Here is a 13,451-nt window from a genome sequence, read left to right on the forward strand (position 1 = left end):
CCCGTGATCGCCGCCCTCGGCCTCGTCGTCGGCATCGTGCTGGGCCTCGTCCTGGACCCCACCGTGCCGGCCTGGCTGCAGCCCTACCTGCCGATCGCCGTGGTGGCCGCCCTGGACGCCGTCTTCGGCGGCTTCCGCGCCGCCCTCGACGGGCTCTTCGACGACCGCGTCTTCGTGGTCTCGTTCCTGTCCAACGTGGTGGTGGCGGCGCTGATCGTCTACCTCGGCGACCAGCTGGGCGTGGGCAGCCAGCTGTCCACCGGCGTCATCGTGGTGCTGGGCATCCGGATCTTCTCCAACGTCGCCTCCATCCGGCGGCACCTGTTCAAGGCATGAGCACGCCCGGCAGCACGTCCAGCAGCACCCCGGACCCGGCGCCCGAGCCGGACCGGACGGGTGAGCCCGCAGCGCCCGGCCCCGGGCAGCTGGCCCTGGACCTGCCGCCCTCGGCGGACCAGCTCCTCCTCGACCTGCCCGCCGATGACGACCAGCACGCCCCGCAGGGACCGCAGGACGACGACGAGCGCCGCAGCGAGCCGCCGGCCTCGGTCCCCGAGCCCGCTGCGACCCCGGAAGCCGCTGCGACCCCGGAAGCCGCTGCGACCCCGGAAGCCGCCGCCGCTCCCGTGGCCGCTGCAGAGGGGGCGAGGCCCCGTCCCCGCCGGGGCCTGCGCCACGCCCTCGCCCCGCGCGCCACCCGCGGTCAGCTGGTGGTGGGCGTGCTCTGCCTGCTCCTCGGCCTCGCGGCAGCCGTCCAGGTGCAGCAGCGCACCGGCGCCGACCTGGCGGCGCTCCCGCAGCCGGAGCTGCTGGGCCTGCTCGACGACGCGACGGACCGCTCCGAGCGCCTCCAGCGCGAGATCAGCGACCTCGAGAGCTCCCAGCAGGAGCTGCGGGCCAGCGGTGACCAGCGCGCCGCGGCGCGCGAGCTCGCGCAGCAGCGCGTGGACACCCTGGGCATCCTCGCGGGCACCCTGCCCGCCACCGGCCCGGGGATCCGGCTCACCGTGCAGGTGCCCAACGGCTCGACCCCGAGCGCGGCCACGCTGCTGCTGGGCGCGGTGCAGGAGCTGCGGGACGCCGGCGCCGAGGCGATCCAGATCGGCGACGCCCGCGTCATCGCCAGCACCGCCTTCACCGACGGCGCCGACGGGTCGGTCTCCGTGGGCACCTCGGGCTCGCAGGTGCAGGTCAGGGCCCCGTTCACCGTGCTCGCCATCGGCGGCTCCCAGACCCTGGCCAGCGCCATGGAGTTCCCCGACGGGGTGGGGCCGACGGTCCGCCGGGTCGGCGGGTCGATCTCCGTGGAGCAGCTCGACAGGGTGGACGTGACGGCGTTGCAGGCCGCGGGCGCGCCTGCGTACGCTCGCCCGGTCGCCCCCAGCGGCACGGGCTGACCCGCCCGGCCGCCGTCGTCGTCCCCCCCTCGCCCGCCCTGCAGCCCCGCCTGCTCCCCGTCTGGAGGCCCCATGTCCGACGTCGAGGTCCCCGAGGAGCTGCGCTACACCGCCGAGCACGAGTGGGTGGCCACCGCGGACGGCGGGGTCGTGAGGATCGGCATCACCGCCTACGCGCAGGGCGAGCTGGGCGACATCGTCTACGTCTCCCTGCCGGCGGTGGGCGACCGCGTGGAGGCCGGTGCCTCCTGCGGCGAGCTGGAGTCCACCAAGAGCGTCAGCGACCTGTACGCCCCGGTGACCGGCGAGGTCACCGCCCGCAACGACAGCCTGGACGGCAGCCCGGAGCTGGTGAACTCCGACCCGTACGGGGAGGGGTGGGTGCTGGAGGTCCGCCTGGACGACCCCGCCACCGTCGAGGGCCTCCTGGACGCCGCGGGCTACCGGGACCACATCTCGTGATCCAGCGGCCCGGGCGCGGGTGCGGCGGCCCTGCCGGCGCCACGGGCGCGGCGGCTAGGGTGGCCCCGTGAGCGAGCGCGAGGAGCCGGGCAGGCGGGGCGGTTCGGACACGACGATGTCCTTCCCGGCCATCTCGGTGCCGGAGGTCGAGACCTCGTCCGACACGCCCCCGGGGCTGACGTCGGACCAGCAGCGCGCCGTCGACGCCCTGCCCGAGGGCTGCGCGCTGCTCGTCGTGCAGCGGGGTCCCAACGCCGGGGCCCGCTTCCTCCTCGACGACGACCGCACCACCGCTGGGCGCCAGCCCAGCAGCGACATCTTCCTCGACGACGTCACCGTCTCCCGCAAGCACGCCGAGTTCGTGCGCGACGGCCAGCGCTTCCGGGTGCGCGACGTCGGCAGCCTCAACGGCACCTACGTCAACCGCGACCGCGTCGACGACGTCGTGCTCACCAACGGTGACGAGGTGCAGATCGGCAAGTACCGCCTGACGTTCCACTCCTTCCGCGCGCGGTGAGCGAGCGGGCCGCGTCCCCCGCCCGCCGCGCGCCGCAGGTGCCCCCCGCACCGGCCGAGCAGGAGCCGCTGCTCACCATCGGCGAGCTGCTGGCCCGCTTGGCGCCGGAGTTCGCCGACGTCACCCACTCCAAGGTCCGCTTCCTCGAGGACCGCGGGCTGGTCTCCCCGCAGCGCACCCCGAGCGGCTACCGCAAGTTCACCACCGCGGACGTCGAGCGCCTGCGGACGGTGCTGCGGCTGCAGCGGGACCAGTACATGCCGCTGCGCGTCATCCGGGAGCACCTCGCAGCCCTCGACGCCGACCCTGGGGCCGGCACTGCTGCCTCCGCTGCTCCCGCCACGGCAGCCGAGCCCGCAGCCGAGCCGGCAGTCGAGCCGGCAGTCGAGCCTGCTGACCAGCCCGCGGTCGAGCCCCCTGCCGGAGCGGTGACCGACCCCGCCGCGCGGTCCGCCGTCCCGGCGTCCCCGCCGGCTCCGGCCCCCGCGGGGGTGCACCGCCTCGAGCGCGGTCCTGTCGACCGCGCGCAGGTGCTCGAGCAGGCCCGCGGCTCCGCCGCCCTGCTGGAGGCCCTGGAGGACCACGGGCTGCTGCCGCGCGAGCGCGCCGGGCTCTACCCGCGCTCCGCGCTGGACCTGGTCCGCGCGGCCGGGGTGCTCGCCGACCACGGCATCGAGCCGCGGCACCTGCGGGCCCTGCGCACCGCGGTGGGCGCTGAGGCGACCCTCGTCGAGCAGGTGGTGGGGCCGCTGCGCCGGGCCCGCCCGGGGGAGCGGCCCGAGCGCGCCGACGAGCGCGCCGAGGACGCCGAGCGGGTCGCGCTGGAGCTGGTCGCGTCCCTGCTGTCCGTGCACGCCGCGGCCCTGGGATGCGCCCTGGACGAGGTCGGCCCGGTCTGAGCCCACCGGTGGACGGCGGCGGCCTCGGCGTTACGGTGGTCGGGTGCGCGAGCTCGACGTCGTGGGGGTCAGGGTGGAGATGCCCTCGAACAACCCCATCGTGCTGCTGCGGGAGCGCGAGGGCGACCGCATGCTCCCGATCTGGATCGGCGCCCCCGAGGCGAGCGCCATCGCGTTCGCCCAGCAGGGCGTGGTCCCCCCGCGCCCCCTCACCCACGACCTCCTCAAGGACGTCCTGGCGGCGGTCGGGCGGACGCTGGTGGAGGTGCGCATCGTCACGGTGGTGGACGGCATCTACCACGCCGAGCTCGTCCTCGACGGCGGAACGACCGTGAGCGCCCGCTCCTCGGACGCCATCGCGCTGGCGCTGCGCACCGGCTCGCCCATCCTCGGCGCCGAGGAGGTGCTCTCCTCGGCGAGCGTCCCGGTCCCCGACCAGGACGAGGACGAGGTGGAGAAGTTCCGCGAGTTCCTCGACCACGTCAGTGCCGAGGACTTCGAGGGTGACCCGCCCAGCGAGCCCGGTGACGACACGCCGGGCCGCGACACGCCGGAGCGCTGAGCCTCTCCTTCGTTGACGGGGCGCCTGCCCGGCCCTACCGTCATGAGGACGCCCTGCACCGGAGCTGCCGGCGGTCCGTGACTCGCCTCGAGCCGCGGTCCCGCGCCGGCCCGGTGCCGGCGCACGACAGGAGGACCGCGTGAGGGGCACGGGAGACGGCGGGAGCGGTCGCACCGCAGCTGCGCAGAGCCTGCTCTTCACCGACGCGCTGCCGGCGCTCGACCGTGAGGCCGGCTACCGCGGGCCCACGGCGTGCAAGGCGGCCGGCATCACCTACCGCCAGCTCGACTACTGGGCCCGCACCGGCCTGGTGGAGCCGAGCGTGCGCCCGGCCAGCGGGTCCGGCACGCAGCGCCTGTACGGCTTCCGCGACATCCTCGTGCTCAAGGTGGTCAAGCGCCTGCTCGACACCGGCGTCTCGCTGCAGCAGATCCGCTCGGCCGTCGGGCACCTGCACGAGCGCGAGGTCGAGGACCTGGCCCAGATCACCCTCATGAGCGACGGCGCCAGCGTCTACGAGTGCACCTCCGCCGAGGAGGTCGTCGACCTCGTGCAGGGCGGCCAGGGCGTGTTCGGCATCGCCGTCGGGCGGGTCTGGCGCGAGGTCGAGGCCTCGCTGGCCACCCTGCCGAGCGAGAAGGTCGACGGCGGCTCCTCGGCCACCGACGAGCTCGCGGCGCGCCGCGCCGCCCGCCGCACCGCCGGCTGAGTGTCAGCCCGCCAGCCGCTCGGCGACGGCGAGGACGTGCCGCACGTCCTCGGGCGCCGGCGTGTCGGCGTCGTGTCCGCTGAGGGACCACACGGCGGACAGCACCGCCTGCACGAGGGCCCAGCCGCGCACCCTGTCGGCGGGCAGCTGCGCCGCCTGCGCCAGCCGCTCGCACCGCACCGCCGCCCGCCCGGCTGCCAGCCCTCCCAGGTCGAACGGGTTGTACACCGCGGCGGCGACCTCGTAGGCGGGCTCACCGACCACGCCGTGCGGGTCGATGACCACCCAGCGGTCCGCGCCGTCCCCGTCGCCGTCCCCGTCGCCGTCCCCGTCGCTCAGGACGTTGCCGTGGTGGAGGTCGCCGTGCAGCAGCGCGTCGGGCTGGCCCTGCTCGGCTGCTGACGCGAGGAGCTGCCGGCCCTGCGCCGCGGCCCGCTCGACCAGGCCGGCCGGCAGCAGCAGCCGGTGCCGCGGGTCGCGGTGCTCGGCGACGGCGAAGAGCTCGCGCAGGTGTCCGTCCACGGACGCCAGGGCGGCGCGGCCGGCGGGGTCGGCGCGCTCGTCGTCGTCCTGGGGGGTGGGGGCGGGACGGCGCACGGCGAGGGCAGCGCTCCCCAGGACGTCGCAGGCGGCGTCGTCGGCGGCCGCGAACCTCGCCGTGCCCGCGGCGGCGAGCAGCCTGTCGGCCAGCGGCTCCCCGGGCCGGACGAGCTCGAGGAGCTGGGCGCCAGCGGCGGGGTCGGCGTCCAGGAGGCGCACCGCGCGCGCACCGGCGGCCGCGTCCTGCGGGGACCGCGCGGTGCGGCGCAGCCATTGCGCCTCGGCGAGCGGCTGCGGGGCCCCCGGCACCGCCAGCTTGAGCACGCAGCCCTGCCCGTCCTCGCGCTCGCCCCGTCCGACCCAGTGGATGCTCGCCGGCAGCTCGGTCAAGGGACCCAGGCGCCAGTGGCGCCGCCAGCGGGCGACGACGGCCGGCAGGTCGTCCACCCACGCCGCGGCGCGGGCGAGGTGCTCGGGGCCCGCCTCGGCGGCGGCGGCGAGGACGCGCTGCGAGAAGGCCCGTTCCACGGGCCCACCGTGCCAGGCGGGTCGCGCCTCAGGCGAGCACCGTGGACAGCCGTGACCCGGCGGCCGTTCGCAGCACCTCCAGCCGGGCGGGCACCCGGGTGCGCAGCTCCGGGACGTGGCTGACCAGGCCGACCGCCCTGCCCCCGGCGCGCAGCTGCTCCAGCACGCCCATGACCTCCTCCAGGGACTCCGGGTCCAGCGTGCCGAACCCCTCGTCCACGAAGAGGGTCTCCACGGGTGCGCCGCCGCCCTCGGCGCGCACCACGTCGGCCAGGCCCAGGGTAAGGGCCAGGGACGCCATGAAGGTCTCCCCACCGGACAGGGTGGCGACGTCGCGCTCGACGCCGGTCCACGCGTCGAGCACCCGCAGGCCCAGCCCGGACCCGGCGCCGCGGCGCTCGAGGGCGTCGGTGTGCACCAGCCGGTAGCGGCCGTCGCTCATGACCTCCAGGCGCTCGCTGGCGGCGGCGGCGACCTGCTCCAGGCGGGCGGCGAGCACGTACGTGGACAGCTTCATCCGGCGGGCGTTCCCGCCGCCGGTGCCCTCGGCGCAGCGGGCGAGGTCACCGGTGACCTCGGCCTGGCGGGCCAGGGGCTCCAGCGCGGCGCCCGCTCGCGCGGCCTCGGCCTCCACCTGCTCGAGCTGCGCGGCCGCCGTGGCCGCTCGCTCCGCGGACCGCACCGCGCCCTCCGCGGCCGCCTCGGCCTCGACGCGCGCGGCGGAGGCGGCCGCCAGGGCGGCGAGCGCGTCGTCGAGGTCGGCCACCTCCCCTGAGCCGTCGTCCTGGGCGCGGGCCAGCTCGGCCAGCTCGGCCAGCTCGGCCAGCTCGGTCAGCTCGGTCAGCTCGGTCAGCTGCGCGTCGAGCGCGGCCGCGGCCCGCTCGTGCGCGGTGACCGCGGCCTGCAGCGCCGTGCGCTGCGCGGCCGTGCGCTGCGCGGTGCGGGCCGCTGCGAGGTCGGCGAAGCCCGCGGTGCCGGCGGCGGCCCGGGCGGCCTCCTCGGCGCTGCGGGCGCTCGAGCGGGCAGCGGCCTCGGCCTCCCCGGCCGAGGCGAGGGTCTCCGCGGCCAGCGCGAGCGCCGCGAGGCGCTCGCTGCGCGCGGTCAGGCCTTCGCCGCCGCCGGCCGCCTGGAGCCGGGCCCTGTCGGTCTGCAGGGACGCCGCCAGCTGCTCGGCGCGCTCGGTGAGCCGCACGAGGGAGGCGGAGACCTCTTCCAGCGCGGTGGCCTCGGCGAACTCGGCGGCCTGCAGCGCCGCGAGCTCGGTGCGCACGGCGTCCAGCTCGGCCCGCGCAGCGCTGGCGCGGACTGCCCGCCGGCGCGCCTGGTCGACCAGCTCGCGGGCGCGGGCGGGAGTGGTGCCCTCGGCGCGGGCGGCAGACGCGGCGGTGTCGCGCTCGAGGGTGGCCAGCTGCTGCTGGGCGGCGCGGGCTGCCGCGTCGGCGCGCTCGAAGGCCGCCTGGGCCGCCTCCTCGGTGGCCGCTGCGGCTGACGCGCTGGCCGGGGCCGCACCCACCGGTTCGTTGGTTGAGTCGTCGGTGGAGTCGTCGGTGGAGTCGCTGGTGGAGTCGCTGCCCGCGGGCGCGGGGTGCTCGCACGCGCCGCACACGGGGCAGGGCGCCCCGGGCTGCAGCCGGGCCGCCAGCTCTGCGGCGACTCCCTCCCAGCGCGCCTGGCGGGCGTCGAGCCACCGGCTGCGCGCGTCCAGCGCCTCTCGGTCAGCTGCCGTCGCAGCGCCGCGAGCGTCCTCGCGGTCCAGCGCCAGGCGCTCGGCGGCGCTGGCGTGGACGAGGACCTCCTCGGCGCGGGCGAGCACCGCGGCGGCCTCCTCGGCCCCCGCGGCCTCGGAGGTGGCGGCGTCGGCGCGCTGGGCCAGGGCGCTGCGTTCTGCGGCCGCCCGCCCGAGGCGCTCGCGCAGCCGGGCCTGCTCCTGGGCCAGCGCGTCGTGCTCGGCGGCGACCCGGCGGGCCTGCTCCTCGCGGCGGGTCGCCTCGGCCTCCAGCTCCACCAGCCCGGCCAGCCGGCCCTGCTCGCGGCGGTGGTGCGCGGCGCGTTCGCGCAGCTCCCCGGGGTCGGCGCCGCCGGCGGTGGCCTGCCCGGCGGCCGGTCCGGCGGCGCGTGCGAGGGCGGCGCTGGCCGCGGCGGCGCGCTGCTCGGCCTCGGCCAGCGACGCGCGGGCGGCGTCGAGGGCGTGCAGGTGTCCCTCTACCGCCTGCCCGGCCAGGGCCGCGCCCAGCTCGGTGCGCTGCGCCCGCACCCCGGGCTCGGCCTGCTGGAGCCGCTGCTGCTGCTCGCGCACCTGCGCGGTGCGCCGGACGCGGTCGGCGGCTTCGCGCAGGGCGTGCTCGCGCTCCCGGGCGGTGCGGGCGGCGGCGGTGGCCCTCACCCGGGCGCCCTCGGCGTCCAGCGCGGCCTCCCGGGCCGCGGTCGCCAGGGCCCTGACGCGCTCGAGGACGTCCCCCGTGCCGCCGTCGGCGTCGTCGTCCTCACCGACCTGCGGGGTGGGGTGGGGCGGGGCCCACTCGGCGCCGGTGTGCTCGGCGCGCTCGGCGAGGGCCGTCAGCCGGGTCGCAGCGGCTTCCTGGGCGGCCGCGGTGCGGGCCCGCTCACCGGCCAGCCACCGCTCGGCGCGCTCGTACCTGTCGGTGGCGAACAGCCGCTGCAGCAGAGCGCGACGCTCGGTGACCCCCGAGCGCAGGAACGTCGCGAACTCGCCCTGCGGGAGCAGCACCACGGTGGCGAACTGCGGCAGCGCCATCCCCAGCAGGTCGGTCAGGACCTGGGAGGCCTCGTCGTTGCGGGAGGACAGCGGCCGCCAGCCGTCCTCGCCGGCGTCCTCGGCGCCGGGGGCCCACTCGGCGAGCAGCGTGCGCGCCTGCTCGGTGGTGGTGCCCTGCCCGCGGCGCTTGGGACGGGTCCACGCCGGGGAGCGCTCCACCCGCAGCCGCCGCCCCCCGGCGGTGAGCTCGAGGACGACGACGGGCGCGGCGTCCGGGGAGGCGTGGTGGGAGCGCAGGTCCGGGGCCCCGCCGGAGCGGGCGCCGGGGACCGCGCCGTAGAGGGCGAAGCAGACGGCGTCGAGCACGCTGGTCTTGCCCGCACCGGTGCGCCCGTGCAGCAGGAACAGGCCGTCGGCGGACAGGGCGTCGAAGTCGACCTGTTCGGAGCCGGCGAAGGGGCCGAAGGCGGTCACCGACAGCCGGTGGAGCCTCACGCGCTGGCCGTCCGCGTCTCCGCGGCGTCGAGGCGGTGCTCGCGCAGGTCCACCTCGTCCAGCCCGTCCAGCTCGGGGCGGTGGTCGGCCTCGACCAGCTCCGGGCGGGTGGCCTCCAGCGCCGCGCGCAGCAGGGCCCGCTCGGCGGGGTCGGCCGCGCGGCCGCGGACGTGGTCTACGAAGGAGCAGCACAGGGCCTCCTCGTCCAGGCCGGCGACGCGCTCGGCGTAGCCCTGCGGCCTGCGGTCCGCGGCGGTCCGGTCGGGCTCCCAGGACAGCACGAGCACGTGGGGGAAGCGGGTGCGCAGCGCGGCCATCGGCTCGCGCGGGCGCTCGGGGTCGGTGAGGACCACCTGGCACCACGCCTGCCGCGCGGCCTCGTGCTCGGGCGCTGAGAGCAGGTCGGCCAGGTGCCCGCGCAGCAGTGCGAGCGGTCTCGGCGGGGCCACGTCGACGGCGTCCACCCGCTCCAGGCCGTCGGCGCCGAGCTCGAGGAGCCAGTGGCCCTTGGCGCGTCCGGCCTCGGAGAACGCGTAGGCCAGGGGCGACCCGGAGTAGCGGACGTGCTCGGTGAGCACCTGCCGCCCGTGCAGGTGGCCCAGGGCCAGGTAGTCCAGGGAGCCGGCGCCCTCCTCGTCGCCGTCGTCGTCCTGCGGCGGGGAGGCGCCCAGCAGCACCCCGGCGGGCACCGAGCCGACCCCTCCGACGGTGATGTCGCGCTCGTCCCCGCTGGCCTGGCCGCCCACCACGAAGGCGTGCGCGGCCAGCAGGGCCCGGGTGCGACCGCGGGCACCGTCACCGGCGCGGCGGGCCGCGAGGTCGGCGCGCACCCGGGACGAGACCTCCCCGAGCACGGCCGTGTGGCTGCGCGCCACCCCCAGCGGTCCGGCCACCAGGCCCGGCTCGAGGTAGGGCACGCCGTACAGGGCCACCGGTCCGTGCGCGTCGGCCAGCTCCACCGGGCGGGCGGCGTCGGCCACGCGGGTGCGCAGGTGCAGCCCGGCGCGCTCCAGGGAGCGCCCCCCGAAGCCGAGGCGGGCCGCGGAGTCGTGGTTGCCGCTGGTGAGCAGCACCTGCGCGCCGGCGTCGAGGAGGCGGTGCAGCGCGTCGTCGAGGACCTCCACCGCGTCGACCGCGGGCAGCGCCCGGTCGTACACGTCACCGGCGACGACGACGGCGTCCACCCGCTCGGCGCGCACCACCTCCACCAGGTCGTCGAGGGCCGACGCCTGGTGCTCGAGCATGCCGACCCGGTGGAAGCTGCGCCCCAGGTGCCAGTCGGAGGTGTGGAGGATCCGCACCCCTGGGACGCTAGGCGGCCCCACCGACAGCCCGTCCGGCGGGTCACGCACCGCAGGCGCCCGCAGCGCACCGCGACGCTGGCGCCGGCGGCGGTCACCCGCTCGGAGCAGGGGCTGGCTGGCAGGTGGGCGCACTGGAGGTGGGGGCGGTGGGGCAGGAGGTCGACGCGGCCGCGCTGGGGCGCGAGCGGCGGCGCGCGCACCGCGAGCGGCTGGCGCTGTGCGTGGAGGCGCTGGAGGGGATGCTCACCGAGCACGCCGGCGGGCGGGCGCGGTTCGAGGCCGACCCGCCGCGGGTGGGCGTCGAGCTGGAGCTGGTGCTGGTGGACCCTGCCACCAGCGCACCGCTGCGCGCCAACGACGCCGTGCTGCAGCGCATCGCGGCCTCCTCCGACGGCTCGGACGGCTCCGACGGCTCGGACGGCTCCGGCGGCTCGGACGTCCCGTCCGGCGGGGCCGGTGAGTGGGGTCCGGAGATCAGCGCCCACACCCTGGAGGTGAACCTGCCCCCGGGCGCGCTGGAGGGGCGGGGCCTGGCGGCCCTGGAGCGAGGGCTGCGCAGCCGCCTGGACGCCGCCGGCGCGCGCGCCCGCGAGGCCGGCGGCCGTCTGCTGATGACGGGACTGCTGCCCACGCTGCTGCCCGAGCACACCGGTGGGGACTGGATGACGCCGTCAGCGCGCTACCGGGCCCTGCAGGAGGCGGTGCTGGACGCGCGCGGGGAGGACCTCGCCCTCGACGTCGAGGCGGCACCGGAGACCCCCGGCGGGCAGCGGCTGTCCCTGCTGCTGGACACCCTCGCTGCCGAGGGGGCCTGCACCAGCACGCAGGTGCACCTCAAGGTGGCCCCCGAGCAGTTCGCCGCCAGCTGGAACGCCGCGCAGCTGCTCATGGGCCCCCAGCTGGCCCTGGGCGCGAACAGCCCGTTCGCCTTCGGTGCGCGGTGCTGGGAGGAGTCGAGGGTGCCGGTGTTCACCCAGTCCGTGGACACCAGACCGCCCGAGCTCGCGGCCGCCGGCGTCCCGCCGCGGGTCTTCCCCGGCAGCGGCTGGCTGGACCCGGCCCGGGGGGCGCTCGCGGCGTGGGACCTCTTCGCCGAGAACGCCCGGCTGTTCCCGCCGCTGCTGCCGCAGACCTGGACCGAGGACCCGGCGGCGGAGCTGGCCGCCGGCCGGGCCCCGCGGCTGCCGGAGCTGTGCCTGCAGGGGGGCACGGTGTGGCGCTGGAACCGGCCCGTCTACGACGTCTCCCCGCAGACGGGGGCGGGGGCGGGGGCGAGGGCGGCGCTGGCGCACCTGCGCATCGAGAACCGCGTGCTGCCGGCGGCGCCGACGGTGCTGGACGCGGTGGCGGACGCTGCCGTGTGGCTGGGGGCCGTGCACGCGCTGCGCACCGGCGGGCCCGACCCGGCCCAGCTGCTGCCGCACGCCGCCGCGGTGGCCGGACTGCACGACGGCGCCCGCGAGGGCCTGCGGGCGCTGCTCCCGTGGCCCGGCCTCGGCCTGGTCGCGGCGCCCAGGCTGCTGCTGGAGGTGGTGCTGCCGCTGGCCGCCGACGGGCTCGCCGCGGCAGGGGTGTCCTCCGCCGAGGTCGACAGGTACCTGCAGGTGGCCGAGCGACGGGCCGCCGCCGGCCGCACCGGGGCGCAGTGGCAGGCGCGCGCCGTGGCGGCGCTGGAGGAGCGCGGCGCCGACCGGCGCGCGGCGCTCGCGGGGATGGTGGCGCGGTACGCGGAGCTGGAGGACGGCGGGGAGCCCGTGCACACCTGGCCCGACCTGTGAGCTCCGGCCCGCGGCGAGCAGGCGAACAAACACCTCACTCCTGTAAGTTTGTAATCGCGTAATCAGGCGTAGTCTCGACGTAGTCGGCGAGCCGCCGACGCCCCGCCGTCGTGCGCGCCCAGGAGGCCCCCGTGAGGAACTGCCACCACGTCCACCACCTGCCCCCCGAGGTCGTCGCCGTGTGGGCCGAGCGCGTGCGCGCCGCCCGCGGCGGCCCCTCCGGACCGGGTGGTCCTTTCGCCGACGCGGTCCGCGCCGGGCGGGGTCGCGGTGGCCCGCGAGGGCGCGAGAGCGCCCCGCCGCCGGTCGAGGGCCTGGCCGGCTGGCTGGCCGGACGGCTGCCGTCGGACTGGTTCACCGGTCCGGTGGAGCTCACCGCGGACCGTGACGAGGTCCTCGTGGTCGGGGAGCTGCCCGCTCTCGACCCGGTGCCCGTCGAGGACGCCGAGCGCACCGCCGCCGAGCGCGGACGGATCGCGAGGTTCCGCGAGAGCACCCGCGAGGAGCGGATCGGCATCGCCCGCGAGGTCGAGGAGCGCTGGGGCCGCGCGGTGGCCTGGGGCGCCCGGCTGGGCTCGACCAGGGAGGTGTTCACCACCCTCTCGGTGCCCACCATGACCCGGCTGCGCCAGCCCGAGCGGCTGGTGCTGGACACCCTCGTCGACGCCGGCGTGGCCCGCTCCCGCTCCGAGGCCCTGGCCTGGTGCGTCGCGCTGGTGGGAGAGCACACCGAGGAGTGGCTGGGGCAGCTGCGCCAGGCGCTGACCGAGGTGGAGCGCGTGCGCGCCGCCGGACCCGGCGCTGGGCCCGGCGCCGCTGCCGAGGGGGCCTGAGGCGCCACCACGAGCGGCCCCTGACCCCATGACCTCCGCGGGCCCGCTGCGAGGCCCGCGGAGGTGAGGGGGGGCAGGGGGTCAGGCGAGCCGGGCGGGGAACCCGCCGGTGGCCACCGGTCCCCAGCGGGTGGGGGTGATGCTGATGAGGGACTTGCCCTGTGTGCGCATCGCCTGGCGGTACTCCTCCCAGTCGGGGTGCTCCCCGGAGATGCAGCGGAAGTACTCCACCAGCGGCTCCACGGCCTCCTCGCCGTCCACGACCTGCGCGGTCCCGTCCACCTGCACCCACTCGTTGCCGAAGCCGGGCGAGAGCACCACCAGGGAGGCGCGCGGGTCGCGGCGGAGGTTCACCGCCTTGGCGCGGTCGGGGTAGGTGGACACCACGAACCGGGCCTGTTCCCCGACGCCGGTGACGCCGCACGTCACCGGGGAGGACTGCAGCGTCCCGTCGCGGCGGAAGGTGGTCAGGACGACGTCGTGGCGCGTGCGCGCGAAGTCGAGGAGCCCGGCGAGGTCGACGCGGTTCGTGGTCGCGATGGTGCGTGCCATGGGGCGAACCTAGCCAGGCCGCGGAGCGCGGGCGCGCCAGGCGAGTGCTGGCCCGGCGCGGGCGCCGCTGTTGGCCCGGCAGGGGCGTCGGTCCAGGGGTGCGCGCGCTGATCGGGCCCCGCTACGGTCGCGGTGAGGCCCGGCTGGCGGTCTGAGGCA

13 protein-coding genes are annotated in these 13,451 nt (G+C 77.7%); 9 read left to right on the forward strand and 4 right to left on the reverse strand.

The features are described 5' to 3' along the window. Positions 1–3 precede the first annotated feature (3 nt). The 7 genes from H7K62_RS05340 (at position 4) to H7K62_RS05370 (ending at position 4,546) form a co-directional block, all read left to right on the forward strand. Complete coding sequence (locus H7K62_RS05340; RefSeq protein ID WP_186716880.1) at positions 4–336, forward strand: small basic family protein; 333 nt, start codon at positions 4–6, stop codon at positions 334–336. Beyond that, positions 333–1,397, forward strand: a complete 1,065-nt coding sequence (locus tag H7K62_RS05345) for a DUF881 domain-containing protein (protein ID WP_186716881.1) — start codon at positions 333–335, stop codon at positions 1,395–1,397. Before H7K62_RS05340 ends, H7K62_RS05345 begins: the two co-directional genes overlap by 4 nt. Before the next feature lie 72 nt (positions 1,398–1,469). Next, positions 1,470–1,859, forward strand: coding sequence for a glycine cleavage system protein GcvH (gene gcvH, locus H7K62_RS05350; RefSeq protein WP_186716882.1), 390 nt, complete (start codon positions 1,470–1,472; stop codon positions 1,857–1,859). A gap of 115 nt (positions 1,860–1,974) precedes the next feature. After that, complete coding sequence (locus H7K62_RS05355) at positions 1,975–2,376, forward strand: FHA domain-containing protein (protein ID WP_186717068.1); 402 nt, start codon at positions 1,975–1,977, stop codon at positions 2,374–2,376. Beyond that, positions 2,373–3,275, forward strand: coding sequence for a transcriptional regulator FtsR (gene ftsR / locus H7K62_RS05360; protein WP_186716883.1), 903 nt, complete (start codon positions 2,373–2,375; stop codon positions 3,273–3,275). The genes H7K62_RS05355 and ftsR overlap by 4 nt, the downstream gene beginning before the upstream one ends. Positions 3,276–3,318: 43 nt before the next feature. Next, on the forward strand, positions 3,319–3,837 hold the full coding sequence (locus H7K62_RS05365) for a bifunctional nuclease family protein (RefSeq protein ID WP_186716884.1): 519 nt from the start codon (positions 3,319–3,321) through the stop codon (positions 3,835–3,837). A 139-nt stretch (positions 3,838–3,976) separates the two neighbouring features. Further along, positions 3,977–4,546 carry a MerR family transcriptional regulator gene (locus tag H7K62_RS05370; RefSeq protein WP_186716885.1) on the forward strand — a complete coding sequence of 190 codons (570 nt, stop codon included), beginning with the start codon at positions 3,977–3,979 and terminating at the stop codon, positions 4,544–4,546. Positions 4,547–4,549: 3 nt separating this feature from the next. Here H7K62_RS05370 and H7K62_RS05375 read toward each other — a convergent pair whose 3' ends face one another. From H7K62_RS05375 to H7K62_RS05385, 3 genes are read right to left on the reverse strand one after another with little or no spacing between them, the layout of a single operon-like run. Next, the gene (locus H7K62_RS05375; protein ID WP_186716886.1) at positions 4,550–5,614 is read right to left on the reverse strand and encodes an aminoglycoside phosphotransferase family protein; all 1,065 of its coding nucleotides are present in this window, start codon (positions 5,612–5,614) and stop codon (positions 4,550–4,552) included. A 28-nt stretch (positions 5,615–5,642) separates the two neighbouring features. After that, on the reverse strand, positions 5,643–8,825 hold the full coding sequence (locus H7K62_RS05380) for an AAA family ATPase (protein ID WP_186716887.1): 3,183 nt from the start codon (positions 8,823–8,825) through the stop codon (positions 5,643–5,645). Beyond that, positions 8,822–10,126, reverse strand: a complete 1,305-nt coding sequence (locus tag H7K62_RS05385; protein ID WP_186716888.1) for an exonuclease SbcCD subunit D — start codon at positions 10,124–10,126, stop codon at positions 8,822–8,824. Before H7K62_RS05385 ends, H7K62_RS05380 begins: the two co-directional genes overlap by 4 nt. 125 nt (positions 10,127–10,251) lie before the next feature. On the opposite strand from H7K62_RS05385, the gene H7K62_RS05390 reads away from it, so the two are divergent. After that, positions 10,252–11,907: a hypothetical protein gene (locus H7K62_RS05390; RefSeq protein ID WP_222437109.1), complete on the forward strand. Its 1,656-nt coding sequence runs from the start codon at positions 10,252–10,254 to the stop codon at positions 11,905–11,907. 314 nt (positions 11,908–12,221) lie between these two features. Continuing rightward, positions 12,222–12,740, forward strand: a complete 519-nt coding sequence (locus H7K62_RS05395) for a hypothetical protein (RefSeq protein WP_186717070.1) — start codon at positions 12,222–12,224, stop codon at positions 12,738–12,740. 81 nt (positions 12,741–12,821) lie between these two features. Here H7K62_RS05395 and H7K62_RS05400 read toward each other — a convergent pair whose 3' ends face one another. Further along, a complete protein-coding gene (locus H7K62_RS05400) occupies positions 12,822–13,292 on the reverse strand; it encodes a PPOX class F420-dependent oxidoreductase (RefSeq protein WP_186716889.1) in 471 nt (156 codons plus the stop codon). Between the last annotated feature and the right edge of the window lie 159 nt (positions 13,293–13,451).

Source organism: Quadrisphaera sp. RL12-1S (assembly GCF_014270065.1).
In the GTDB taxonomy this organism is placed as follows: Bacteria; Actinomycetota; Actinomycetes; order Actinomycetales; family Quadrisphaeraceae; genus Quadrisphaera.

Coding starts and splice junctions, on each gene's coding strand:
- H7K62_RS05345 (WP_186716881.1), top strand. CDS start 333: ATGAGCACGCCCGGCAGCACGTCCAGCAGCACCCCGGACCCGGCGCCC.
- gcvH (WP_186716882.1), top strand. CDS start 1,470: ATGTCCGACGTCGAGGTCCCCGAGGAGCTGCGCTACACCGCCGAGCAC.
- H7K62_RS05355 (WP_186717068.1), top strand. CDS start 1,975: ATGTCCTTCCCGGCCATCTCGGTGCCGGAGGTCGAGACCTCGTCCGAC.
- H7K62_RS05400 (WP_186716889.1), bottom strand. CDS start 13,292: ATGGCACGCACCATCGCGACCACGAACCGCGTCGACCTCGCCGGGCTC.